Here is a 23,706-nt window from a genome sequence, read left to right as displayed (position 1 = left end):
GTCTTAAATCTCGGTTGGGATCGGCAGCACCACACGCTGCAGGATTCGGGCCAGCGCCTCGCCGGGATGGGTGCACATGCCCATATGCGAAGGCGAGGTCTGGATGATGCTGCTGCGCTTGGCGGTGAGCCAGTGGTAGCGCGCCCGCATAGGCAACTGCGCAATCGGCCCGCCATCGACCCGGCCTTCGCAGATGGCCACGATGGAGCCCAGATGACGGTGCACGGCCTCCAGATCCACATTCGGGTCCAGCGCCAGCAGACGCTTTTCATCAAGGGCCACGGCAGCCTGCAGATGGCCGGTGCGCTGGCACGACAGGATCACGCCTGCATTCACAAATTCCTCACGCTCCACGCGCGGCACCACGCGCACGATGGCGTAGTCGTAGACCTCATGCGCGTGCATCGATCACTCCTTGCAACCAGCGGCCACGCTCGGCAAGCCGGGCCACGAAATAATTGATGTAGGCCTCGCGATGGGCCTGCACATTCTTGAGCAGATCGCCTTCTTTGTCGGCAGCGGCCTGCTCCAGAAAGCAGTCTGGTACCTCGTCCAGAATGCTCTTGAGCACTTCGGGCCCAAGCCTTGCGGCCAGTTGCGCATCCAGCTGCGCCAGCTGGCTGGCCTGCGGCAGCAGCACATGTTCGGCACTGGGCGCAAACGGCTTGGCCGGATCGGCAACCATTCCGTTCCAGGCATGGTGAAACGTCAGACTCGCGCCATGATCGATCAGCCAGGGCTGCTTCTGGTACATCAGCATATTGGTGTTACGCGCCGTGCGGTCCACATTGCTGACCAGAGTGTCGAACCACACGAGGCGCGAGGCAAAGTCGTCGTCCACCGCGTCCACTGCCGGATCAAAGTTGATGGAGCCCGGCAGATAGTCCAGCCCCACGTTCAGACCGTCACTGGCGCGAATCAGGTCCTGAATCTCGGGGTCGGACTCGGTGCGGGACAGATCGCCGTTCAAATGCAGCAGCACGATTTCGGGCACCGGCAGGCCCAGCGCACGTGCCATGCCGCCAGAGATGATCTCGGCCATCAGTGCACGCACGCCCTGCCCGGCGCCCCGGAACTTGAGCACATAGGTGCCCAAATCGTCGGTCTCGACAATTGCCGGCATGGAGCCGCCTTCACGCAGTGGCGTGACATAGCGCTCCACCAGCACCGAGCGCAGCTTCAAGGTTTCAGTGTCCATGGGAAATAGTAGCGCCTTGCGCCCATCAGGTCTGATCGGCAAGGTCATTGAATGCTTTTCCAGGCCTGCTCCAGCGCAGCCTGCGACACGGGCGGCAGCACACCCAGCCGCACATGACCGCTCAGGCCAAAGCTTGCACAGTCGCGCAGCTTGATGCCCTGGGCACGCAGGCCGGCCAGAGGCGCGGCAAGCTCCGCCAGCGGCAGACTTGCGACAAAGTAATTGGCCCGATGACCAGGAACAACCTGCCAGCCCAGTCTCTCGCACAGCGCCAGCTGCTGCGCTTTCCAGCGGCGCAAGGTCATCAGGCTGTGCGCCAGCCATTGCTGCACCTCGTCCGTCACCCAGGCCTGCAGCATGGCCACGCCATGCGAGCCAACCACCCAGGATGCCGCCAGCGCGTTCAGCGCCTGCAGCTCAGCGGCTGTGGCATGCAGGGGAGCAATCGCATAGGCAGCGCGCACACCCGTCATGCCCAGGGCCTTGTTGGGTGTCCACAGCTGCCAGACGGCGTCGAGATTGCGCTCGGGTGGCTGGTCCTCCAGCCATAGCGGAAGATAGGCGCAGTCCAGCACGCGCCATTCCTTCTGCGCCGGCGGCTGCTGCCAGGCAGGCCAGACGTCTTCCTCCGCCCCCAGCGGGCTTGACGGCTCGCAGGCCCAGCTGAGCACCGGCGCCACGGCCGCTTCTGTGCGGCGGCACAACGCCAGCCTCCACACTCGCGCGGCCTGCAGATAGTCGCCATAGTGATGCTGGGGAAACTGCACGCTTTTGGCACCACTGCGCACAGCGTGCAGCGTGAGGCGATGAATCAGCTCGCTGCTGCTGCCGCCGATCAGGATGCGCTCTACCGCCACGCCATGAAAAGCCGCCAGCTGCGCGCGCAATGCCCTGTATTGCGGATCGGGGTACTGCGCGACATGGGCGGCCTGCAGCGCCTTCACGGCCATGGGACAAGGCCCGCAGGCATTGCGATTGGTCGAAAAATCATGCGCTGGAACGCCCTGCGCATCGGTACCGCCATGCATGGCTGCCGCATTCACATCAAACATTGGCAAGCAGCCTTCCTCTCCACACAACCACCAAAATCATAGCTGCTAACGCAAGCAGGACATGCGCTGCGATCACTTTTGATGCAAATCTTACAGACATCTCCAGATCAGCCGCCTGCGGTGCACGCCCCTGCGGGTTGAGCCGATAGACGCCGGGTTTGGAAAGCTGAACCCCCAATGCCTGCGCCATGGCGCCCATGGGCCAGCCACCATTGGGCGATGGTGTCACGGCTGCATCGCGCCTCAAGCCGGCCCAGGACAGGCCGCCGGCCAGCAGCGCCAGCCACATTGCGGTGATGCGCGCCGGAATCCAGTTCAGCACATCGTCGGCGCGGGCCGCCCATTTGCCCGCCCATTGCCAGTGGCGGCGGCGGTCGCCCTGGCCTCGCCAGCCGGGGTAGCCCCACATGGCATCGGCCGTATTGGCAAAACGATAGACGGCTGCCCCGGGCAAACCGGCCACGGCAAACCAGAACAGCGGGGCAATCACGGAGTCGCTGAGGTTCTCGGCCAGCGTCTCGATGGCGCTTTCACGCACGGTGGCCGCGTCCAGCTGTGCCGTGTCGCGGCTCACCAGCCAGCTCAGGCGCTCCCGCCCGGCGGGCAGCGATTGCTGCAGTGCGGCCTCCACGGCCAGCACCTCATCCTTGAGCATGCGCCAGGACAACAGCGGCTTGAGCAACACCCCCATCACCAGTCCCCAGAGCCACCAGGGGGCAAAACCCAGCATGAACTGAGCCAGCCCATAAACCATGAAAAACAGAGCTGCCAGCGCACACCAGACAAGCGCTGCCAGGCAGAAACGCAGATAGTCACTCTGCACTTCGGCACGCGGTGCAAGTACCTGCCCCGACCAGCCCAGCAATTTGCCCATCAGCACCACCGGGTGCAGCCACACCGGCGGCTCGCCCCAAAGCCGGTCCAGCAGCAGGGCCACCAGCACGGCCAGCAGGCCCGCCTGCACATTGGCAGCCCAGTTGAGCGCCGCCAGATCACTGGCTGTGAATGTCTGATAGAGCCATGCCAGCGGACTGAGAGAAAGACCGATCAGCTCAGTCCAGCCAAAACTCGTCATGCGTCTGGCTTGCCCTTCGCAGAGCATGCATCGCCGCCCGGCTTGCCCCTGGTGGCCGCAGCCACTACACGCGAGTCGTCCCAGACATCGTCCATCAGCATGTCTTCCAGAGGTGCCCGGCAGGCCCATTTCTCCTGCTGCAGCATGGGCTCGGCATAGTAGGCATCGACAGGGCCCAGGCAGAGCACGCCCAGCGGGTGGGCGCCTTCAGGCATCTGCAGCAATCTGGCCAGCGCCAGCGGATCGAAAATCGAAACCCAGCCCATGCCCAAACCTTCGGCGCGCGCGGCCAGCCAGAGGTTCTGGATGGCACAGGCGCTGCTGGCGATGTCCATCTCGGGCAGGGTGCGGCGACCGAAGATATGTGCCTCGCGTCCCGGCGGCATGGCCACTACCAGCACCTCGGCCGCATCGAGCACGCCCTGAACCTTGAGCTTCATGAAGTCCTCTTCACGTTCCCCCAGGGCATGGGCGGTGCGCACGCGCTCCTCCTCGATCAGGCCGTGGATCTGCCGGCGCAGCTCGGCGCTCCTGACCCGAATAAAGCGCCAGGGCTGCATGAACCCCACGCTGGGCGCGTGATGCGCAGCGCGCAACAGGCGCAGCAGGACCTCGTCGGCCACCTTCCCGCCCGCAAAATGGCGCATGTCGCGGCGCTCATAGATGGCACGGTAGACGGCAGCCCGCTCGGCCTCGGTGAAAGGCGTTGCGGCAATCGTCGCGAAGGAGCTGGTCTTGGATTCGGTCATGGAACTATTGTCGCGCCACAGACATGGCAAAAGCCATCAGTCTTCGATACCTCTTTGAGCGGGAATACCCGCCTGGAAGGCATGTTTGATCAGCGTCATCTCGGTCACGGTGTCGGCAATGTCGATGATCTCCTGCGGGCAGCGGCGACCCGTCAGGCAGACATGCACATCCTTGGGGCGCGCCTTGAGCGTGTCCAGCACCTCCTGCAGCGGCAGCCAGCCATAGATCAGCGGATAGGTGATCTCGTCGAGCACGACCAGAAACAGCTCGCCCGAAAGAATATCGGCCTTGGCCTTTTCCCAGCCGTCACGCGCCAGCTGGGCGGAGTGATCGAGGTCCTTGCTCTTCCAGCTGAAGCCATCGCCCAGCCCTTCGATGGGCAGACCGACCTGCTCGGCCAGGCGATGCTCGCCAAAGCGGGCCGTGGGCACCTTCATGAACTGATAGACCTTGACGGCCTTGCCCCGGCCCGTGGCGCGAAAGGCCAGACCAAAGGCGGCCGTGCTCTTGCCCTTGCCATTGCCGGTGTTGACGATGATCAGGCCGCGGCGCTCGCCCTCGGGCTTTTCGTAAGGCTTCTCGGTGGGAGGCGTTTCAATATTCATAGCTACTCTCGCTTGTCTATCAAGGGCTTAAGGGCAAAAATTCAAGAATTACGGTCGAGCTCAGCTCAAGCGCGGCAGGGCCAGCCACAGGCCGTCGAGTTCGCGCACCTGTATGCGCCGGTCAAACACGGCCTCCAGCGCGGCATGGGTCGCGGGATCGCCGCAGGCGCCCTGGTGGGTGATACGGCCGGCCTGCATGACGATCATTTCATCGGCCAGCAGGGCAAAGGACAGCTCGTGCAGCACGCTGACCAGGGTCACGCCTTGCTGCACCAGACTGCGGGCCGTCAGCATCCAGTCGGTCTGGTGGGGCGGGTCAAGATTGGCCAGCGGCTCATCCATCAGCAGGGTCCGTGCCTGCACGGCCAGGGCCCGCGCCAGCAGAACGCGCTGGCGTTCACCACCCGACAACTGGCCTATGCTGCGCTGGCGCCAGTCCCAGGCATGGGTCTGGCGCAGCGCCTGCTCCACTGCCTGCCGGTCGGCGCTTGAGGCCGGAGCCAGCCAGCCCTGGTGGGGCAAGCGCCCCAGCATGACCAGGTCATAGACGGCCATATCGGCCGCCACCGGCTGATTCTGGCCCAGCCAGGCCAGTGCCTTGGCACGCTCTCTGCCATTCCAGTCGCCGAGCTTGCGGCCCTGCAAAAACACGGCACCGCTTTGCCGCTGGTTGGCGGCACGCATGCCTGCCATGGCGCGCAGCAGCGTGGACTTGCCCGCGCCATTGGGGCCGACGATGGCCGTCCAGCGGCCTTTGGGAATCTGCAGACTGAGCTGATGCAGCACCTCGCGCTCGCCCAGCTGCACGCTCAGGGCCTCGGTCGCCAAAGCGATTCCGGTCTCGGTATTGCCGCTCATGCGCCCTCTCCAGACGGCATGGCGCCACGTTTGTGCATCAACCAGAGCAGATAGCTGCCGCCCAGCACGGCGGTGAGCACCCCCACGGGCAGCTCCTGCGGTGCGATCAGCCAGCGCGCCAGCAGGTCGGCAGCCAGCAGCAGCACCGCTCCCATCAGACTGCTGAGTGCCAGCAGCCAGCGGTACAGCGCGCGCACCATGGAACGCACCAGATGAGGTGCAGCCAGGCCCACAAAAGCAATCAGACCGGTCTGAGCCACGGCGGTGCCCGTGGCCAGCGCCAACAGCACGATCAGCAGCAGGCGCAGCGGAGCCAGAGGCAGACCCAGGCTATGGGCCGTGGCCTCGCCCAGCGCAAGTCCATCGAGCACGCGGCTCAGGCAGCAGGCCAGCACCAGCGCAGGCAGCAGCACCCACAGCATGAGTGCGCAGGCATTCCAGCCCGCAAACGCCGTGCTGCCCAGCATGAAGGACTGCATGGCCTGCATGATGTCGGGGTTCATCAACAGCACCAGCGATGCGGCGGCGCCCAGCACCACGCCCACAACCACACCGGCCAGCAACAGGCGCATGGTGTTCTGCACGCCCTTGGCCAGCACCAGGGTCAGCACCACGGCCAGCACCGCACCGGCAAAAGCCGCGCCCGTCACGCCCCAGCGGGCCAGGCCGGCCAGAGCGAAGGGTGAGACACCCAGGGCAGCCATGGCCAGCGCCACTCCCAGCGACGCGCCCGAAGCACTGCCCAGCAAATAAGGATCAGCCAGCGGGTTGCGAAACACGCCCTGCGCCACCGCCCCGGCCAGCCCCAGCAGGCCTCCGGCCAGGAGGGCCGCCGCCGTGCGCGGCAGGCGAATGTCCATCACGATCTGCCAGGCCAGTGGGTCATGCCGAGCATGAAGCACGCTCTCGAACCCGGTGCTGCCAATACCCGCGCCCAACAGCGCCAGCAAAGCCGCAGCCAGCGTCAGCCACAGCAGCAGCCAGGCAGCGGCAAGCCCGCGCTGCCCCCTGCGGTGAGGACTGGAGATGCAGGCCTTCATGGGCTCTTGCCCTGCCTCGCCGCCAGACGCTGCAGACACTGGACGATGATCTGCGCGCCCTCGGCCATGCGTGGGCCGGGGCGCACCAGAATGTCGGATTGCTCGGGCGTGAAGGCGCAGATCGCGCCCTGCTTCACCGCCCGCATCTGGGCCCAGCCCGGGTATTCGGGCACACCGGTTTTCCAGGACCGCTCGCCGGCCATCAGAATGTCCGGGTCCAGCTTGACCACATATTCAGGGTTCAGGCGCGGAAACGGTCCTTGCCTGGCATCGATCACATTGCGCAGCTGCAGCCGTGCCAGCGTCTGGCCGATAAAGGACTTTTCACCGGCGGCATAGGGGCCACGGCTGGCTTCAAAGTACACACGCTGACCGCGCATGGCATCGGGCACGCTGGCTGCGGCCTTGTTCAGGTCGGCTTCGATTCCGGCCCAGACGCGGTCTGCGCCCTGGGCTGGCGGCAAGGCCAGCAGCTGGCCCAGCTTCTGCATCACGGTGCGCGCTTCCTCGTGGGTGCGCGGCTCCAGCGCCACCACCTTGAGGCCCAGCGCCTCCATGCGCGCCACGGCGCGTGAAGCCATGGAGACCAGCACCAGATCGGGCTTGAGCGCCACAATGCTCTCGATATTCGGATCCAGCCCGCCGCCCACCACGGGCAAGGTCTTCACATGGGCCGGCCAGTTGGAATAGCGATCCACGCCCACCAGACGCTCGCAGCCGCCCAGCGCGCACAGGCTCTCGGTCAGCGAAGGCAGCAGGCTAACGATGCGCTGCGGCGGCTTGGCCAGTTGCACCTGGACGCCACGCGCATCGGATATCTGCACGGGTTGCGCCGCGGCAGGCAGGACACAGGCAAGCAGCAGGCCTGCTGCGATACAGGCCGCCAGGCGTTGGGTGATCGCTTTCATGCCTGCGGCCCTTTCAGCGCCAGCGGCAAGCCGGCGCACATCAGCGTGACGCTGTCGCAATGCGCAGCCGCCTGCTGATTGAGCAAGCCCAGCGCATCGACAAAGGCGCGCACTTCGCGCCCCATGGGAATCACGCCCAGACCGATTTCGTTGCCCACCAGAATGACGGGGCCGGCGGCTTCATCCAGCGCTTTCAAAAAGAGAGCTAGTTGCGCTTTCCAGTCATGGGATTGAGGCTGATTTCCCTTCAAATCCTCAGCCGGCACCGGCATCAGCCAGTTTGTCAGCCACAAGGTCAGGCAATCAATCACCAGCAGTCGCTGCGGGCTGCTGTGCCGGGCCAGCACCTGGGCGAGCTCGCGCGGCTCCTCTATGGTCAGCATGCCGGGCACGCGCTCGGCGCGGTCGCGCTGGTGGCGCGCAATGCGCTCGCTCATTTCCGCGTCCCAGGCCTGGCCGGTAGCCACCAGCACAGCCTGATGCCCGGCATCCGCCTGCAGCCACTGGCGCGCCAGCAACTCTGCGCGACGGGATTTGCCGCTTTTCTGCCCGCCCAGTATGAGCTGGGTACGCGGCATGACGAAGGAGACTGTGCTTGCAGGGCTCATGGTGATGGACTAAAGGCTCAGCCTTCGATTGTTGCGCCAAAAAGCGCCGCCACAGCCGATGGGCAGGACGGAAACCAGGCATGAAAGTAACTGGCCCGCACACTGCCATGCTGATAAAGCGCCTCGCCACGGTCGGCCTGCACGGCCGCGCCGGGGCGGCTGCTGCGCGTGAGCACCGGCATGGCCGTCTCCAGTCTGGTGTAGTGAAAGGTATGGCCGCGCAGCAAGCCCGCATCGAGTGCCAGCTGCTGCATGCCCAGTCCGCCAAGCCGGCTCTGCATGACGACCTGACCGGGCAGCAGCCCCCACAGGGACTGGGTGCTGCCGTCCAGAGCGGTCACGCCATCGCACAGCGCCAGCATGCCGCCGCATTCGGCCCAGACCGGCTTGCCCTGCGCCATATGCAGGGCAATGCCGTCGCGCAACTGCCGACTCTCATGCAGGGCCCGGGCATGCAGCTCCGGATAACCGCCGGGCAGCCAGATCGCATCGCAGGGCGGCAGTGCATCGCCAGCCAGTGGCGAGAAAAAGCACAGCTCTGCCCCCATGGCACGCAGACAGTCCAGATTGGCGGGATAGATAAACGAAAACGCCGCGTCGCGCGCAATGGCAATGCGACGGCCGCTCAGCCAGGGCTCCACGCAAGGCTGATCGCCGCAAATGTCTGGCGCGGCAAAGTCCACGCACCAGTCCTGCCAGCTGGGCTGGCCGTCGCCCGAAACCCAGGCCCTTTGCCCCAGCGGCGTCTGGGCCAGGGCATCGGCCGCGGCATCCAGACGCTGCAGGGCATCGCCAAGTTCATGGGCGGCAATCAGGCCCAGGTGGCGCTCGGGCAGCAGCGCCGCAGACCTGGACTTGACTGCCGCATCGCCCAGTTGCACCCCGGGCATGGCCCCGAGCCACATAGACTGGTCGCGCAGGCCCTGCCTGAGCAGATCCGCATGGTGCGCCGTGGCCACCCGATTGGCCAGCATGCCTGCCCAGCGCAGGCCGGCCTGGTAATGCTGCAAGCCGTAGGCCAGCGCCCCGAAAGTGCCCGCCATGGCCGAGGCATCGACCACGGCCAGCACGGGCAGACCCAGCAGCTGCGCCAGATCGCCTGCGCTGAAGTTGCCGTCGAACAGGCCCATCACGCCTTCGACAAGAATCAGGTCGGCCTCCTGGGCCGCCTCATGCAGGCGCTGGCGCACATCCGCCTCGCCCGTCATCCACAAATCCACCGAATGCACGGGCGAACCACTGGCCAGCTCATGCCAGTAGGGGTCCAGAAAATCCGGCCCGCACTTGAACACGCGCACCTTGCGTCCCTGGCGCGCATGCAGGCGAGCCAGGGCTGCCGTGACGGTGGTCTTGCCCTGGCCGGAGGCCGGAGCACTGATCAAGAGCGCGGGGCAGCGCACGCCCGAGCCTGTTTCATGCATTGCGGTGACTGACATGGCCGCTTACCTGGCTTCCCACTTCACCCCGATATAGCCGCTGCGGCCTTCGGTGGCATAGGTTCGGGCCAGCTCATAGCGCTTGTCAGCCAGATTGTTGATGCGCGCCACCAGGCTCCATTCAGGTGTCAGCTGCTTTTGTGCACTCAGATTCCAGAGCGTGTAGCCGCCCAGCACGGTCTTGTTGGCAGCATCGTCAAAGCGCTTTCCGGCAGCCTGCATTTCGGCGCCCAGCCTCCAGCCGGCCAGTGTGGTGTCGGCAGACAGATTGGCGTAACGCTTGGAGCGGCGAGCCAGTTGCAGATCCTTATCGGTATCGCGCGGATCCTGGAAGTCCACCGAACCTTGCAGGTTCACCATGCCCAAGCGGGTGGTGGCGGCCAGGGTGATGCCTTCGTAACGGGCCTTGGCCACGTTGGCATAGCAGCCGCCGTATTGGCCGGTATTGCCCGCACAGGTGCCTGTCCCACCCACATAGTTGATGAGATTGGAGACATTGTTGCGATAAAGCGTGGCCGAGAAGCTGTCGCTGCCCTTGCCCCATTTCAGGCCCAGCTCCACATTGCGGCCTTTTTCGGGCGACAGGCTGGCATCGCCATATTGGCTGAAGCGCTGATAGAGCGTAGGTGCGCGAAAGGCAGTGCCGGCCGATGCGGTTGCGCGCCAGTTGGGCATGAACTCATAGCCATACGCAGCACTGCCCGTTGTGTGGCCGCCGAACTCGCTGTCGCGGTCATGGCGGGCGTTGAGCTGCAGCGTGTGCTTGCCCGCATGCAGGCCATAGCCCAGTGCCAGTGCGTTCTGGGAGCGATTGCGGCTGCCGATATCCAGGCCGTTGTTGACCAGCTTGTCCTCACGGCGCTCCAGCGCGGCTGTCACGGTCTGCGCTCCCAGCCGCCACTCGTTCTGGAACAGATAGCTTTGCAAACGTGTGTCGGTTTCATAGACACTGGGCTTGGTCTGGTAGAAATCGCGTGACTGCGTGTACTGAAGGCGCGTGCTGTAGACATCGCTCCACTTGGCCAGCCAGTTCAGGCCTACCGCATTCATCTTGTAGATGCTGCGGTCGTCGGCCATGGGGCTGGTCTTGGAGACAGTGGCGTCATAACCCGCATTCATGTAGCTGGTCAGAGCCGTGGCCTCAACACGTTGATTGCTGTTGATCTGATAGCCGACACGGCCGTTGAAGGCGTTGCTGCGATAGCCATCGGCATCGGGATTGAAGCCCGCAGAGGTCTTGGCATTGAAGCCGTTGCTGCTGGCATGTGAAACACCCAGGCTGTAGTCCCAGCCGCTGGCACCGCCACTGACGCCGGCCTGAGCCTTCACCGTGCCACGGCTGCCCCAGCCCAGGCCCACATAGGGCTTGGCTTTGCCATCGCCCTTTTTGGTGAAGATCTGCACCACGCCGCCGATGGCGTCAGAGCCATAAACAGCCGCCGCCGGGCCTCGCAACACTTCAATGCGGTCGATCGCTTCCAGCGGAATATCCTGCCAGGAGGCGCCGCCCGTGGACTGCGAGTCCACGCGCACGCCATCGATATAGACGGCAGTGAAACGCGTATCGGCACCGCGCAGATAAACGCTGGTGGTCGAGCCGGCGCCGCCGTTGCGCACCATCTGCACACCCGGCAGACGCGAGAGTACATCGGCCACGCCCACGGCGCCCGCAGCTTCAATCGTTTCACGCCCCACCACCGACATATCAGCCACCAGATCGGACAAAGGCTGCTCGATGCGATTGGCGGTGACCACGGTTTCTTTCATGTGCACCGCATCGGCCTGCGTAGCTGACTGAGCCTGTGCGGCAAACGCCATGGCCAACGCAGATGCCAGCAAGGTGGGACGGAGAACAAAGGAGGCGCGTGCGCGCGAAACCACCCGCGCCAGGCGCAGGGACGAAGATTGCGGACTCATGGAAAGCACACTTGAATACGCCCATGCCAGCCTACCCGCCGACATTGAGCAAACATACCTGCACAATATGCAGGCAACCCATGTTGGCCGGTATCCGGGCTAGGCGAATCATCCTCTTGCCGGCCTTCCCAGCGCGAAGCGCCAGTGGCCATGGGGGAAAAGGCGGAATGCCGCAGCATTCCATTCGCCGACCGTTGCGGGGGCAGCGCAGGTTCGGAGTGCCAGTGCATCTGGCCAACCCCTCCCTGCTTCCCGTTGAACTGAGACCACAGAAAAGCAGCCTCGAGCACCAACAGACGCCCATTGTAATGAGCGCTACGCAGCGCAGATCCTTCATTCGAAGTAGCCTTGCGCGGCTCAGGTGACGATTTTTTACCTTAAACATGCGTTTGAGGCACACAGAACTTGCGCAGCACGCTACGATTTTGAGAGAAATATTGCAGTTTCCCGACTACGGCAGTCAAGCAGCCTGTGCTCTGGCACAAACTGCTGAATTTGCCTGCACATTTATACTCATCCACGGACTGCAAGACCTACAATGGCAGAGTCTATGACCACCCAGCCCTCTCTTGATCTCATTGCCGAGCGCGTAGAGCGTCTGCTGGTGCGCCACGAGGAACTGCAGCGCACCAACACCCTGCTCACCGATCAGGTCATCGCTCTGACGCAAGAGCGCGATTTGCTGCGTCTGCGCCTGCAGGCCGCACGTGCGCGCGTCGATGCATTGATCGAACGCCTGCCCGCCAACCAGGGAGAGTGACAGCCGTCACCCTCCATCACCAGACCCGCCACTGACGCCCATGAAGCAGATCGATGTGCAAATCATGCAGCAAAGCTATGTGCTGACCTGCCCCGATGGTCAAGAAGAACGTGTGCAGGAAGCCGTTCGCCGCGTTGATGACGCCATGACCCGCATCCGTGACAGCGGCAAAGTCCGCTCGCGCGAGCGTGTGGCGGTACTGGCAGCCCTCAATATGGCTTTCGACGTGCTTGACCGTGATGCCCAGCAAGCCCTTATGGCCAACGCCCAGGCAGAAATGCAGGCGCTTGCTCAGGAACAGTTCACGCCTCCTGAGGCCAATGAGGCCGCCCAGGCTGAGCTGCAGCGCCAGCAGGAGCTTGCCGAGCAACTGGTGCTCAAGCTCGATCAGGCACTGGATGCTGACGCCAGGCTGCTCTGATCAGGTAACCTCAGCAGCAAAGCAGTCATGACCTCCGCGCGACTGCCAATACCCGTTAGAATAAAACCGTCTGCAAATCTGCCGGTTTTTATATTTCCTTGAACCAATGCTCAACGAGCATGGGCTTGATAAATCACCTATTGAGCGTGATCGTCTCGCGTCAGATGAACCCAACGATAGGTTGCTCTTGCCCACCTGAACCCCCGGTTCAGGATGACGAACCGGTGGCATTTGCAGACACCTTTACACATACAAGCTGTTGGTTTAGTTGGTTTTTTCACAATAAATGGCCTCAAAAGCCAAACAAAACCAGCCAGTTGCACGCAATTGGAATCAACAACTTAGGCATCTATTTTGAATTGATGATTAGCCCGCATTGCGGGCTTTTTTCTTGCCTAATAGACTGAGGCTATGCTCGGCAGCCGCCCTCCTTTGCCTCCTTGTCGGCATCTCAGGCGGCCACACCCTGACCCCGCCCGCTGTGGTGAGCCTGGCGCTTATGAGCAAGTCAAAGTCAGGCCGCAGGACATCGACGTCCCAGAACGCTAGCGGCCAATACGAGTTTGCGGAGCAAGAAGCTGCGGTGCGAAAAGTTGGACTTTGGCGAGATGCCGAGCCAGTCGCACCATGGGATTGGCGCAAAGCCTTACGCGAGCTTCGGCAAAACCTGAGTCCGTAAACGACCCCAAGCAGAAGTTCGGGAATAAGTCCCCCCAATGGCTGCTTACTAACGCACAGCCGCCAACAGCACCGGCGGGAATCGGGGCTATAGGGCGGCTCTGGCTGGGCAGTCGGACCTTATATGGCCGCCATCCGAATGTGCTCCGGCTCTATGGTCAGCAGCGGTTTCTTTTGTGCCGGAGGGACTTGTGGGCCTGGCTGCTGCATCAGCTGCGGGCTGTAGAGGCGCCAGAGATCACCCACGCCCAGGGCGGTGCGCTGTGCCTGCGCCTGCACTTGCAGCTGCCCATCCACATAGCGAATGTCGTAGTTGCGTGCATCAAAGCCCGCACCTGCGCGCAGATGACTGGCCACGATGGCGTAGCTGCCTGCTGCAGCGCTGGCCGCGGCCCCTGCGCTATCCAGCTGCACGCTCTGAATCTGCTCTGAACCCACCAGGCCTTGGGCCGTGAACTCATGACCCTGAAACACCAGGCTCTGACCTGTCGTTTTCTGAGCATTGCCGGCGGTAATCGTCAGTGCCTTGGGTGTGATCTGCAGCTGGTCGCCCGTGAACGTGATGCTGTAGTTGCTGTGGGCCAGGCTGCCCTGGTGGATGGCATAGCTGCCCACGTTTTCACCAGCAGCACGGCCCAGGCTTCCGCCCAAGCGGTCGCCGTTGATCAAGCCGCTGCTGGTGTACCTCAGGTCATCGGCATCGCCATAGACCTTGCTGGCCGCATCGGCCGTCACGGTCAGGGCCTTGGGCGTGATCTGCAGCTGGTCGCCCGTGAATGTGATGCTGTAGTTGCTGTTGGCCAGCGTGCCCTGGTTGATGGCATAACTACCCACATTTTCACCAGCGGCACGGCCCAGGCTTCCGCCCAGGCGGTCGCCGTTGATCAAGCCGCTGCTGGTGTACTTCAGGTCATCGGCATCGCCATAGACTTTGCTGGCCGCATCGGCCGTCACGGTCAAGGCCTTGGGTGTGATCTGCAGCTGGTTGCCCGTGAACGTGATGCGGTAATTGCTGTTGGCCAAGCTGCCCTGGTGGATAGCATAGCTGCCCACATTTTCGCCAGCAGCACGGCCCAGGCTTCCGCCCAGGCGGTCGCCGTTGATCAAGCCGCTGCTGGTGTACTTCAGGTCATCGGCATCGCCATCGCCGTACACCTTGCTGGCCGCATCGGCCGTCACGGTCAGGGCCTTGGGCGTGATCTGCAACTGGTTGCCATTGAAGCTGATGCTGTAGTTGCTGTTGGCCAAGCTGCCCTGGTGGATGGCATAGCTACCCACATTTTCGCCAGCAGCACGGCCCAGGCTTCCGCCCAGGCGGTCGCCGTTGATCAAGCCGCTGCTGGTGTACTTCAGGTCATCGGCATCGCCATAGACTTTGCTGGCCGCATCGGCCGTCACGGTCAGGGCCTTGGGCGTGATCTGCAACTGGTTGCCCGTGAACGTGATGCGGTAATTGCTGTTGGCCAGGCTGCCCTGGTGGATGGCATAGCTGCCCACATTTTCACCAGCAGCACGGCCCAGGCTTCCGCCCAGGCGGTCGCCGTGGATCAAGCCGCTGCTGGTGTACCTCAGGTCATCGGCATCGCCATAGACTTTGCTGGCCGCATCGGCCGTCACGGTCAGGGCCTTGGGCGTGATCTGCAACTGGTTGCCATTGAAGCTGATGCTGTAGTTGCTGTTGGCCAGGCTGCCCTGGTTGATGGCATAGCTGCCCACGTTTTCACCAGCAGCACGGCCCAGGCTTCCGCTCAAGCTGTCGCCGTGGATCAAGCCGCTGCTGGTGTACCTCAGGTCATCGGCATCGCCATAGACTTTGCTGGCCGCATCGGCCGTCACGGTCAGGGCCTTGGGCGTGATCTGCAACTGGTTGCCATTGAAGCTGATGCTGTAGTTGCTGTTGGCCAAGCTGCCCTGGTGGATGGCATAGCTACCCACATTTTCACCAGCAGCACGGCCCAGGCTTCCGCCCAGGCGGTCGCCGTTGATCAAGCCGCTGCTGGTGTACTTCAGGTCATCGGCATCGCCATAGACTTTGCTGGCCGCATCGGCCGTCACGGTCAAGGCCTTGGGTGTGATCTGCAGCTGGTTGCCCGTGAACGTGATGCGGTAATTGCTGTTGGCCAAGCTGCCCTGGTGGATGGCATAGCTGCCCACGTTTTCACCAGCAGCACGGCCCAGGCTTCCGCCCAGGCTGTCGCCGTGGATCAAGCCACTGCTGGTGTACTTCAGGTCATCGGCATCGCCATAGACCTTGCTGGCCGCATCGGCCGTCACGGTCAGTGAGGCTTGGGTGATTTCAAAGCTGCCTTGGTAGCTGATGTCGTAGCCTTGCTGGTTTGAATACAGCCCACTTACCAAGAGTCCGCCATTTTTTGCGCTGTAGTTGCCGGCGTTCTTATTGTTGCTTTGGTAGCTGAGGTCGCTGCCTGCACCGCCTAGAACAACACCTGGTGCAATGCTGTAATCCGAGCCGCCGATTACGCCGCTGCCTGTGGTGCCATCGTAGGTCTTGCTCGCTAATGCTCCCAGGTCCACCGTGACCTGCTTTAAAAACGTGCGCAGCAACGGCGTGCTGTGACCTTCGTAAATGCGCCAGGCTGCGCCCGTGCCGCCCTGGTCATCAATATCGCTGCCCCAGGCCGCAAAGCTGCTGGCTTTTTGGAACTCGGCATCCGTGAGCCCCTGGGATTCGGCATCTAAACCGCTGTTATTTCCCACCCCTGGTTGCCCGGGATTGCGGTCCGCGCTCCAGTAGCTTTGGCTGATGCTGCCGTAGTTTTCCCCCGCCAGCGCGCCCGCGAAGTTGGCGTTGCCATCTTTGGCTGTGGCGTTGCCCGTGGCATAGCTTTGGCTGATGTTGCCGTTGATGTTCACCCCCACCAGAGCGCCCGCGGAGTTGCCTGAGCCCCCCTCTGCTGTGGCGCTGCCCATGGCATAGCTTTGGCTGATGCTGCCGTAGTTTTCCCCCACCAGCGCGCCCGCGTAGGTGCCGATTCCCCCCTCTGCCGTGGCGTTGCCCGTGGCATAGCTTTGGACGATAGCGCCGTTGTTCCACCCCACCAGCGCGCCCGCAGAGTTCCAGATCCCCCCCGATGCCTTGATGCTGGCATTGTCCAGGCCCACATGGGCAATGCGCGCAGCGCTGCCGGTAGCACCAAACAGGCCCGCATAGCTGGAGCTGAAGCCAGGGTTGCCGGGGTACTGCGGCTGAGTCACATTGACCGTCAGATCGCGGATGCTGTGGCCCAGGCCATCGAAGCTGCCGGTAAAGCGCGTGGCGTCGGTGTTGTCGCTGCTGCTGCCAATGGGCGCAAAGCCGTTGTAGATGCCGGCATTCAGGTTCCAGCCGGCGGTGGCGCTGGCATCGATATGGTTGACCAGTGCATAGCGGCCTGCCAGATCGTTTTGCATGGCCTGCAATTGCTGCACATCCTGAATGGCGGTGTACAGCGGCGGGCGGCTGGCATGGCTGACGCTGCTGGGCACATCTGTCTTGATAAACACCTGATTGCCTGCCATCCCCAGCAGATAAGGCGTGCTTTGGTTGCCTGCATTGCCCCAGACCGTGCCCCATGCAAAACCCGTAAAGTGGCTGGCATCGAACATTTGCTCCGTGGTCAACCCCATAGCGTCATCGGCGCTGCCGTCGCCCACCGCACTGGTGGCCAGGTCTTTGTTCCAGTAGCTTTGGCTGATGCTGCCGTAGTAGTTTCTCCCCACCAGCGCGCCTGCGGAGTTGTTGTAGCTCCCCCCCGATGCCGTGGCGCTGCCCGTGGCATAGCTTTGGCTGATGCTGCTGCCGAAGTGGATCATCCCCACCAGCGCGCCCGCGTAGTTCCCCCAGTACCCCCCCGATGCCGTGGCACTGCCCGTGGCATAGCTTTGGCGGATGCTGCCGTTGTTTTCACCCACCAGCGCGCCCGCGTAGTGGTAGCTCCCCCCCGATGCCGTGGCGCTGCCCGTGGCATAGCTTTGGCTGATGTTGCCGTTGTTTTTACCCACCAGCGCGCCCGCGGAGTTCGAGCCCCACCCCGATGCCGTGGCGTTGCCCGTGGCATAGCTTTGGACGATATCGCCGTTGTTTTCCCCCACCAGCGCGCCCGCGTAGTTCCAGTTCCCCTCCGATGCCTTGATGCTGGCATTGTCCAGGCCCACATGGGCAATGCGCGCAGCGCTGCCGGTAGCGCCAAACAGGCCCGCGTAGCTGGTGTTGTCGTAGCCAGAGTTGCCGGGGTACTGCGGCTGAGTCACATTGACCGTCAGATCGCGGATGCTGTGGCCCAGGCCGTCGAAGCTGCCGGTAAAGCGTGTGGCGTCGTTGTCGCTGTTGCTGCCAATGGGCACAAAGCCGTTGTAGATGCCGGCATTCAGGTTCCAGCCAGCGGTGGCGCTGGCATCGATATGGTTGACCAGTGCATAGCGGCCTGCCAGATCGTTTTGCATGGCCTGCAATTGCTGCACATCCTGAATGGCGGTGTACATCGGCGGGCGGCTGGCATGGCTGACGCTGCTGGGCACATCGGTCTTGATAAACACCTGATTGCCTGCCATCCCCAGCAGATAGGGCGTGCTTTGGTTGCCTGCATTGCCCCAGACCGTGCCCCATGCAAAACCCGCAAGGTGGCGGGCATCGAACATTTGCTCCGTGGTCAGCCCCGTCGCACCAGCGGCGCTGTCGACGCCCACCGCACTGGTAGCCAGTTCTTTGTTCCAGTAGCTTTGGCTGATGCTGCCGTTGTTCATCCCCACCAGCGCACCCGCGAAGTTCCAGTCCGCCCCCTCTGCCGTGGCGCTGCCTGTGGCATAGCTTTGGCTGATGCTGCCGTAGACGTTCGCCCCCACCAACGCGCCCGCGGAGTTTTCGTAGCTCCCTTCTCCCGATGCGGTGGCGCTGCCCGTGGCATAGCTTTGGCTGATGTTGCCGTCGAGGTTCTCCCCCACCAGCGCGCCCGCGGAGTTTTTGCTGTAGCCTCCCGCACCCACTGCCGTGGCGCTGCCCGTGGCATAGCTTTGGCTGATGTTGCCGCGGATGTTCTCCCCCACCAGCGCGCCCGCGGAGTTGCTGAAGTTCCTCCCTCCCCCCTCTGCCGTGGCGCTGCCCGTGGCATAGCTTTGGCTGATGCTGCCGTAGTTTTCCCCCACCAGCGCGCCCGCGGAGTTTTTCTCCCCCCCCTCTGCCGTGGCGTTGCCCGTGGCATAGCTTTGGACGATAGCGCCGCTGTTCCTCCCCACCAGCGTGCCCGCCGAGTTGGTGCTCCCCCCCGACGCCTTGATGCTGGCATTGTCCAGGCCCACATGGGCAATGCGCGCAGCGCTGCCGGTAGTGCCAAACAGGCCCGCATAGCTGGCGCTGTAGCCATAGTTGCTGGAGTACTGCGGCTGAGTCACATTGACCGTCAGATCGCGGATGCTGTGGCCCAGGCCATCGAAGCTGCCGGTAAAGCGCGTGGCGTCGGTGTTGTCGCTGCCGCTGCCAATGGGCACAAAGCCGTTGTTGACACTGACATCCCAGTTCCAGTTCCAGCCGGCTGTGGCGCTGGCGTCGATGTCGGCACCCAGGGCGTATTTGCCGCTCAGATTGATGCTCATGGCCTGCAGGGCGTCCACATCGTTGATCACGGTATAGCCATGGCCGTTGATGCTGAGCAGGCCCGCACCGGCTTGCGCAAAGTTCACGCGGCCATTGATGCTCAGCTGGCTGTCTGCTGCCGGAGCAGTCCAGGCGTTGCCCAGGGTGTTGCCATGGTTCAGTGCCAGGCTGCCCGTGCCGCCCACATCCATGGTGGCGTTGATGTTGATGTCGTGGTGGGCATTGAGCGTGAGTTGGTTGGCGTCGTAGCGCACATCGGCATTCACATGGATGCTGCCCTTGTCGCTGCCGGCGGCCACGGTTTGCAGTGTGACATCGGTGCTGGCCAGGTTGGCAACCAGGGTGTCTGCGCCTATGCCGCTGTCTGTCTGGGTAGCTGCGCCGGCGCTGATGGTGAAGTCCGTGGGGTCAATCAGCCACTGCCCGGTCTTGCCACTGGCGGCCTGGGTGGTCACGCGGGTGCCGGCCTGGATCTGCACCCGGGCCGCGCTGGTGTCCACAAAGCCACCATTGCCGCCATCGGGGGCGCTGGCGTCCAGCAGACCTGCCACTTGGGTGCTGCCATGCTGCATATCGGCCAGCAACACAATGCGGCCTTCCTGGTGGGCCAGGGTGCGGGCCTGCACGGTGCCGCTGTTGGAGACCACGCCGGCCGACAGCGCATCGGCGGCGCGGCTGGTCATCAGCACCTGGCCGCCATCGGCCACGATGAGCTGCTTGTTCTCGATCAGCGTCTTCACGGTGGCCGGGTCTGGCGCCACCTGCAGCCTGCCGCCCACGCCGGTGCTGAGCGTGATGCGATCGCCCGCGGCCAGCACCACGCTGCCCAGCTGGGCGCGGATGATGCCCTCGTTTTTCACGGTGGGGGCCAGCAGGGCCACCAGGCCGCCCTGGCCGCCATCGCCATGGGCGGTGATCTCCCCTTGATTGAGGACGCTACCTGTGCTGCCGTTGCGATGGAACACGGCCTTGCCGGCCATGAAGTCGGCGTCGCTGCTGTGCATGGTGCTGGCCACCAGGCCGCCCACATCCACCCGGCTGCCGGCGCCAAACACCACGCCGTTGGGGTTGAGCACCCAGAGCTGGCCATTGGCGCTGAGCTGGCCGTGGATCTGGCTGGCATCGCCTGCCACCACCCGGTTCAGGGCCACGGAGCTGGTGCCGGGCTGGTTAAAGCGCACGGCAGCCTGGCTGCCGATGTCAAAGCCCTGCCAGTTAATGACGGCACGGTCGCTGCCCTGGTTGATGGTCATCTGCTTGCCGTTTTGGCCGATGCTGGCCTGGCCAGCCGCGACCTGGCCGCCGGTAGGCAATGCATTGGCCGGTGGCGCCTGGGCCCAGGCATTGCCCCCTGCCGAAACCAGGCCCAGCAGCACGCTGACCGAGGCCACGGCCTTGCTGGCCTTGCCCTGGCTCTTGGCGGTTTCGGGGGCGGGCATATAGCGCGTGCCGTCGGCGCTGCGTACAAGGCGGTAGTAGTGGTTCATGCGATGCACCTGCAAAAAAATGGGTTTAAAAACGCTGTGCGCACCTATCCGTAGCGCTGACAGCGATGGTTCTGTGAGTTCAAGCGATGGGGGCTGGGCCGCCCCTTACCCCTTAGAAGCTGCGGCTGAGTACCAACCAGCCCCGGCTGCTGCGCTGGCTGCTGCCGTCGCTGTTGCGTCCCTGGCTGGCAGCAGGGTTGTTGCCCACCGGGGTGGCCACGCTGGCTTGCATCTGCCAGCCACGCCAGTCGCCCTGGCCGCTCCAGCGCAGGCCCAGGCCCCAGCCGGCCAGGTGGTAGCTGTTGGCCATGCCACTGCCTCCATCCCAGCCCTGCCATGGCTTTTTGTGCTGGCGGATCTGGCCCCAGTCGTAGAACAGCTGGGCCTGCCAGCCCCCGCCCAGGGCACTGCCCAGCTCGCGCTGCAGCTGCAGCTTGAGCAGCAGGCCTTGGTCGCCCATGGCCTCGTTGACGGGGTAGGCGCGGATTTGGTCGGGTCCGCCCAGGCCCATGCGCTCGGCGCTGCCCAGGTTTTGATTGGCCCATTGCCCGCTGGCACTGGCTTGCAGCTGCCAGCCCTGGCCCAGCCAGCCCGCCAGGCTTTGCAGGCGGTTGGCCTGCCAGGCCAGCTTGGTGTAATTACCCCGGGTGTTGGGGCCTGCTGCGTCTTGTGTGACTTCTCCGGTGCTGGCCTGCATGCGCAGCCGACCATGCAGCAGCTGCACGCTACCCCAGTTGATGCCGCCGCCGCCCAGGCTGTCGCTGAGGTTGCCGCTGAGCCCTAAGTTCAAGACCTCGTTGCGCTGGCGGCGCACGGCCGTGTCCAGCATGTCGTCGTCGTAGCGGCGGTGCTGCAGGCCCACATGCAGCTGCAGATTGCGGGCCTGCTGACGCAGCAGCGGATAGCTCAGACCCATGCCGGCACTATAGGCCTGGCCCTTGGCGTCCAGGCTGCTGTAGCTGCCGGCCAGCTTGTAATCCATGGCCGAGCTCCAGACCGCCAGGCGCAGGCCGTCGTAGCCCAGGGGCAGGCTGTAGCGGGCCTGCACGCTGCCCAGGTGGGCCGAGCCCAGCATGCGCAGGCTGAGCTGGTCGCCCCGGCCCGAGAGATTATTGACGGCCAGCCCGCCCGAGAGCTGGCCCTTTCCCGTGGTGCGCAGGCCGTAGTTGCTGAGGGCCATATCGCCCGTGAGCAGGGGCTGGTCTGCGACCTCGATGGCCAGGTCGCTGCTGCCCGTGGCCTGGCCGGCTTGCAGCACGGCCGTGGCCTCCACGCCGGGCAGGTCGTTGGCCAGCAGCAGGCCGCGCTCCAGCTTGACCGCCGACAGGGGCTGGCCTGCTTGCAGCCCTGCTGTGACGGTGCGCAAAACGCGCTGGGCATCGGCCCGCAGCGGAGCACCGGCGGACGATGCGGCAGGCTGCACGCTGGCTTGGCCAAAGCGGCCCTCCAGCACCTGGATGTGCACCACGCCCTGGGTGACATCCTGCGGCGGCGGCCAGACCCGGGCATACCAGCCGGCATCGCGGTAGGCCCGCTCTATGCGGGACACGGCCTGCTCCAGCTCCTGCATGCTCAGCGCATGGCCCTGCAAATCGGCCAGCAAGGCCTGCAGCGCGGGCTCTGGCAGCAGTTGGGCGCCTTCGATGACAAAGCGCTGCACCGTGACGCGAGGGGCATCGGGGTCTGCGGCTTGCTCCTGCGCCGGCTTGGCGCGCAACTGGGGGATGGCACCTGGCGCTTGAAGGCTGCGCTCGGTCTCACGCTGCAGGCTGCCCGCATCGGGAATAGAGACCGGCTGGGACAGCACCGGCGAGAGCCAGCCCAGACACAGCAGGCCCAGCAGTCCGGCGGAGCTGGAGCGTGTGGAGGAGCTGGGAACAGCAGTCTGGCAGGTGGCCAGGGTGAGAGCCTGGAAGGCGACAGGGATTTGTAGGCGCACAGCTAATGACTTGTTACTTTTGAAACGAAGTCGAGTGTGGACGCAAGCCCGCGCACGGGGCAATCACTGAAGCTTGGCATGTTGTGGCAAGTCAAAGCATTCAAACGCGGGGGAGGGTGAAAACCCGAGGCAAGGGCTTCTGGCCGATAGCAGGCGCCTGGAACCAGGCCGGTACGGCATCGAACACGCCGACCGGTGCCAGCCGCAACAGTTCAGACGCTTCTTTCTGAGTCCCCGCCAGCCACTGGTCCACACCCTGCATCTCGATCGGTATCACGCTGCGTTTGTCCTGCTGGTCCGCCAGCAGCCTGGGATCTGGCTTGTGCATGCGACTCATCAGGGAATGTGAGTCGGCATTGATGGTCAGCGTGTTGTAGCTCTGCACCGGCTCACCGGACGCCGGATCCTTCCAGCGATTTCACAACTCGGCCAGCGCACACGGCGCGGCGAAATCCATACCACACGTTTTGCCTGCCCCTAGCCCGGCTCATCGAACGCCCAACCAAGGGGACTCAAAATCCCCCGCCGCAAGGCGTGGCGGGTCGATTCCGGCCTCAGGCATCAAAGATGTAATGCTATAAATTTTGAAGACGTTCCGGGAACTGTTCCAGCATGTGTTCCGGTTTTGGAAAAAAATTGTCTGCGCGATGACTCATCTAGCAGGCAATCTTTTTCCAGCTTCCAAAGTTCAAGGCTGTAGATATCCAGGCACCATTGATCATGCTTTGGTAAGCCGCTTATCTAAATGCCGGCGCAGCTCTTTTGAGGCTCTCAAAAGTCGCACCGACACAAAGCCTATCCCTTACCTACTTGTTCTCAACCAGTGCCTCAGAGTTCAGGACTGGCGCAGCTGTTTCGGGCCCTGTAGCTTTGCGCTGAGCCTTCTCAGCCTTCTTTTTCTTTTTCTCGAGCTCCCGCTGCCTTTTTTCGAATTGGTAGTTTGGTTTTGGCATCAGGCGATTCCTTAGTGATTTAAGTTACCCACCATAACCGATGTACCGTCCTGGGGAGTCTTAATTCGCCCGGAAGTGTTTTTTGTTTCGCGTCCAGCTCAGCTCAACGGCTTACAAGCCGTTGCCATGCCCCCGCTCACTGGAACAAAAGCGCCCTCGAACTGAGGGCGGCTCAATGAGCGCATCCTGCCAAGCAGCGCCAGCGACCAGATCACAGAAGAAGCCCACCTTGGATGACTGCTTGCGGTCAACGTAGAGGATGGGCTTGTGTATTTCGGGCCGGGACCGTAGTGTTTCCTCAGCAATAGCCTCAAAGAGGGTGAAGGGCGTTAAGGAAAACCTGTCCCGCTGTTATCGGTCCACTTTCATCTGTTTATCGCCGGACTCTGCTGAGGTTCGTGCATGGCACCATTGGTGCTTTTCGATTGTTT

General features: G+C 63.5%; 17 protein-coding genes and 1 riboswitch. Of the genes, 2 read left to right on the top strand and 15 right to left on the bottom strand.

The window, feature by feature from the left end:
- Nucleotides 1-3 precede the first annotated feature (3 nt).
- The 12 genes from DFO48_RS01475 to DFO48_RS01420 form a co-directional block, all read right to left on the bottom strand.
- On the bottom strand, nt 4-405 hold the full coding sequence (locus DFO48_RS01475; RefSeq protein WP_003079996.1) for a DUF3037 domain-containing protein: 402 nt from the start codon (nt 403-405) through the stop codon (nt 4-6).
- Nucleotides 392-1,177, bottom strand: coding sequence for a HipA family kinase (locus DFO48_RS01470; protein WP_114862679.1), 786 nt, complete (start codon nt 1,175-1,177; stop codon nt 392-394). The genes DFO48_RS01475 and DFO48_RS01470 overlap by 14 nt, the downstream gene beginning before the upstream one ends.
- A 65-nt stretch (nt 1,178-1,242) precedes the next feature.
- Nucleotides 1,243-2,250, bottom strand: coding sequence for an aminotransferase class I/II-fold pyridoxal phosphate-dependent enzyme (locus tag DFO48_RS01465; RefSeq protein WP_114862314.1), 1,008 nt, complete (start codon nt 2,248-2,250; stop codon nt 1,243-1,245).
- The gene (gene cbiB, locus DFO48_RS01460; RefSeq protein ID WP_114862313.1) at nt 2,243-3,325 is read right to left on the bottom strand and encodes an adenosylcobinamide-phosphate synthase CbiB; all 1,083 of its coding nucleotides are present in this window, start codon (nt 3,323-3,325) and stop codon (nt 2,243-2,245) included. Before cbiB ends, DFO48_RS01465 begins: the two co-directional genes overlap by 8 nt.
- Entirely contained in the window at nt 3,322-4,074 is a 753-nt protein-coding gene (gene bluB, locus DFO48_RS01455; RefSeq protein WP_003080008.1) for a 5,6-dimethylbenzimidazole synthase, read from the bottom strand. Before bluB ends, cbiB begins: the two co-directional genes overlap by 4 nt.
- A 36-nt stretch (nt 4,075-4,110) precedes the next feature.
- Entirely contained in the window at nt 4,111-4,680 is a 570-nt protein-coding gene (gene cobO / locus DFO48_RS01450) for a cob(I)yrinic acid a,c-diamide adenosyltransferase (RefSeq protein WP_003080011.1), read from the bottom strand.
- A 60-nt stretch (nt 4,681-4,740) separates the two neighbouring features.
- Complete coding sequence (locus DFO48_RS01445) at nt 4,741-5,538, bottom strand: ABC transporter ATP-binding protein (protein WP_003080013.1); 798 nt, start codon at nt 5,536-5,538, stop codon at nt 4,741-4,743.
- Complete coding sequence (locus DFO48_RS01440; protein ID WP_003080016.1) at nt 5,535-6,578, bottom strand: iron ABC transporter permease; 1,044 nt, start codon at nt 6,576-6,578, stop codon at nt 5,535-5,537. Before DFO48_RS01440 ends, DFO48_RS01445 begins: the two co-directional genes overlap by 4 nt.
- A complete protein-coding gene (locus tag DFO48_RS01435; RefSeq protein ID WP_003080019.1) occupies nt 6,575-7,486 on the bottom strand; it encodes an ABC transporter substrate-binding protein in 912 nt (303 codons plus the stop codon). The genes DFO48_RS01440 and DFO48_RS01435 overlap by 4 nt, the downstream gene beginning before the upstream one ends.
- A complete protein-coding gene (locus tag DFO48_RS01430) occupies nt 7,483-8,064 on the bottom strand; it encodes a bifunctional adenosylcobinamide kinase/adenosylcobinamide-phosphate guanylyltransferase (RefSeq protein WP_003080022.1) in 582 nt (193 codons plus the stop codon). The genes DFO48_RS01435 and DFO48_RS01430 overlap by 4 nt, the downstream gene beginning before the upstream one ends.
- Nucleotides 8,065-8,111: 47 nt before the next feature.
- Complete coding sequence (locus tag DFO48_RS01425) at nt 8,112-9,530, bottom strand: cobyrinate a,c-diamide synthase (protein ID WP_233506269.1); 1,419 nt, start codon at nt 9,528-9,530, stop codon at nt 8,112-8,114.
- 6 nt (nt 9,531-9,536) lie between these two features.
- Nucleotides 9,537-11,447, bottom strand: a complete 1,911-nt coding sequence (locus DFO48_RS01420) for a TonB-dependent receptor domain-containing protein (protein WP_114862311.1) — start codon at nt 11,445-11,447, stop codon at nt 9,537-9,539.
- A gap of 67 nt (nt 11,448-11,514) precedes the next feature.
- Nucleotides 11,515-11,756, bottom strand: a riboswitch (cobalamin riboswitch).
- 241 nt (nt 11,757-11,997) lie between these two features.
- Here DFO48_RS01420 and DFO48_RS01415 point away from each other — a divergent pair.
- Both DFO48_RS01415 and DFO48_RS01410 read left to right on the top strand, forming a co-directional pair.
- Nucleotides 11,998-12,207 (top strand): hypothetical protein, encoded by a 210-nt coding sequence (locus DFO48_RS01415; RefSeq protein WP_003063053.1) that lies wholly within the window; start codon nt 11,998-12,000, stop codon nt 12,205-12,207.
- 40 nt (nt 12,208-12,247) lie between these two features.
- Nucleotides 12,248-12,628: a cell division protein ZapA gene (locus DFO48_RS01410; protein WP_003080033.1), complete on the top strand. Its 381-nt coding sequence runs from the start codon at nt 12,248-12,250 to the stop codon at nt 12,626-12,628.
- Between the two features lie 798 nt (nt 12,629-13,426).
- On the opposite strand, the gene DFO48_RS01400 is transcribed toward DFO48_RS01410, so the two are convergent.
- The 3 genes from DFO48_RS01400 to DFO48_RS01390 form a co-directional block, all read right to left on the bottom strand.
- Complete coding sequence (locus tag DFO48_RS01400) at nt 13,427-20,383, bottom strand: MBG domain-containing protein (RefSeq protein ID WP_114862310.1); 6,957 nt, start codon at nt 20,381-20,383, stop codon at nt 13,427-13,429.
- A gap of 112 nt (nt 20,384-20,495) precedes the next feature.
- Nucleotides 20,496-22,322, bottom strand: a complete 1,827-nt coding sequence (locus tag DFO48_RS01395; protein WP_158545651.1) for a ShlB/FhaC/HecB family hemolysin secretion/activation protein — start codon at nt 22,320-22,322, stop codon at nt 20,496-20,498.
- 100 nt (nt 22,323-22,422) lie between these two features.
- A complete protein-coding gene (locus DFO48_RS01390; protein ID WP_233506268.1) occupies nt 22,423-22,707 on the bottom strand; it encodes a hypothetical protein in 285 nt (94 codons plus the stop codon).
- Nucleotides 22,708-23,706: the final 999 nt, after the last annotated feature.

This window comes from Comamonas sp. AG1104 (assembly GCF_003350425.1).
Taxonomy (GTDB): Bacteria; Pseudomonadota; Gammaproteobacteria; order Burkholderiales; family Burkholderiaceae_C; genus Comamonas; species Comamonas testosteroni.
This window is presented reverse-complemented; position numbering and strand designations above follow the sequence as displayed.

What these genes read in the sequence shown, in the direction of transcription:
- DFO48_RS01475 (WP_003079996.1), bottom strand. Translation starts at nt 405, where the DNA reads ATGCACGCGCATGAGGTCTACGACTACGCCATCGTGCGCGTGGTGCCG.
- DFO48_RS01465 (WP_114862314.1), bottom strand. Translation starts at nt 2,250, where the DNA reads ATGTTTGATGTGAATGCGGCAGCCATGCATGGCGGTACCGATGCGCAG.
- cbiB (WP_114862313.1), bottom strand. Translation starts at nt 3,325, where the DNA reads ATGACGAGTTTTGGCTGGACTGAGCTGATCGGTCTTTCTCTCAGTCCG.
- bluB (WP_003080008.1), bottom strand. Translation starts at nt 4,074, where the DNA reads ATGACCGAATCCAAGACCAGCTCCTTCGCGACGATTGCCGCAACGCCT.
- cobO (WP_003080011.1), bottom strand. Translation starts at nt 4,680, where the DNA reads ATGAATATTGAAACGCCTCCCACCGAGAAGCCTTACGAAAAGCCCGAG.
- DFO48_RS01445 (WP_003080013.1), bottom strand. Translation starts at nt 5,538, where the DNA reads ATGAGCGGCAATACCGAGACCGGAATCGCTTTGGCGACCGAGGCCCTG.
- DFO48_RS01440 (WP_003080016.1), bottom strand. Translation starts at nt 6,578, where the DNA reads ATGAAGGCCTGCATCTCCAGTCCTCACCGCAGGGGGCAGCGCGGGCTT.
- DFO48_RS01435 (WP_003080019.1), bottom strand. Translation starts at nt 7,486, where the DNA reads ATGAAAGCGATCACCCAACGCCTGGCGGCCTGTATCGCAGCAGGCCTG.
- DFO48_RS01430 (WP_003080022.1), bottom strand. Translation starts at nt 8,064, where the DNA reads ATGCCGCGTACCCAGCTCATACTGGGCGGGCAGAAAAGCGGCAAATCC.
- DFO48_RS01425 (WP_233506269.1), bottom strand. Translation starts at nt 9,530, where the DNA reads ATGTCAGTCACCGCAATGCATGAAACAGGCTCGGGCGTGCGCTGCCCC.
- DFO48_RS01420 (WP_114862311.1), bottom strand. Translation starts at nt 11,447, where the DNA reads ATGAGTCCGCAATCTTCGTCCCTGCGCCTGGCGCGGGTGGTTTCGCGC.
- DFO48_RS01415 (WP_003063053.1), top strand. Translation starts at nt 11,998, where the DNA reads ATGACCACCCAGCCCTCTCTTGATCTCATTGCCGAGCGCGTAGAGCGT.
- DFO48_RS01410 (WP_003080033.1), top strand. Translation starts at nt 12,248, where the DNA reads ATGAAGCAGATCGATGTGCAAATCATGCAGCAAAGCTATGTGCTGACC.
- DFO48_RS01400 (WP_114862310.1), bottom strand. Translation starts at nt 20,383, where the DNA reads ATGAACCACTACTACCGCCTTGTACGCAGCGCCGACGGCACGCGCTAT.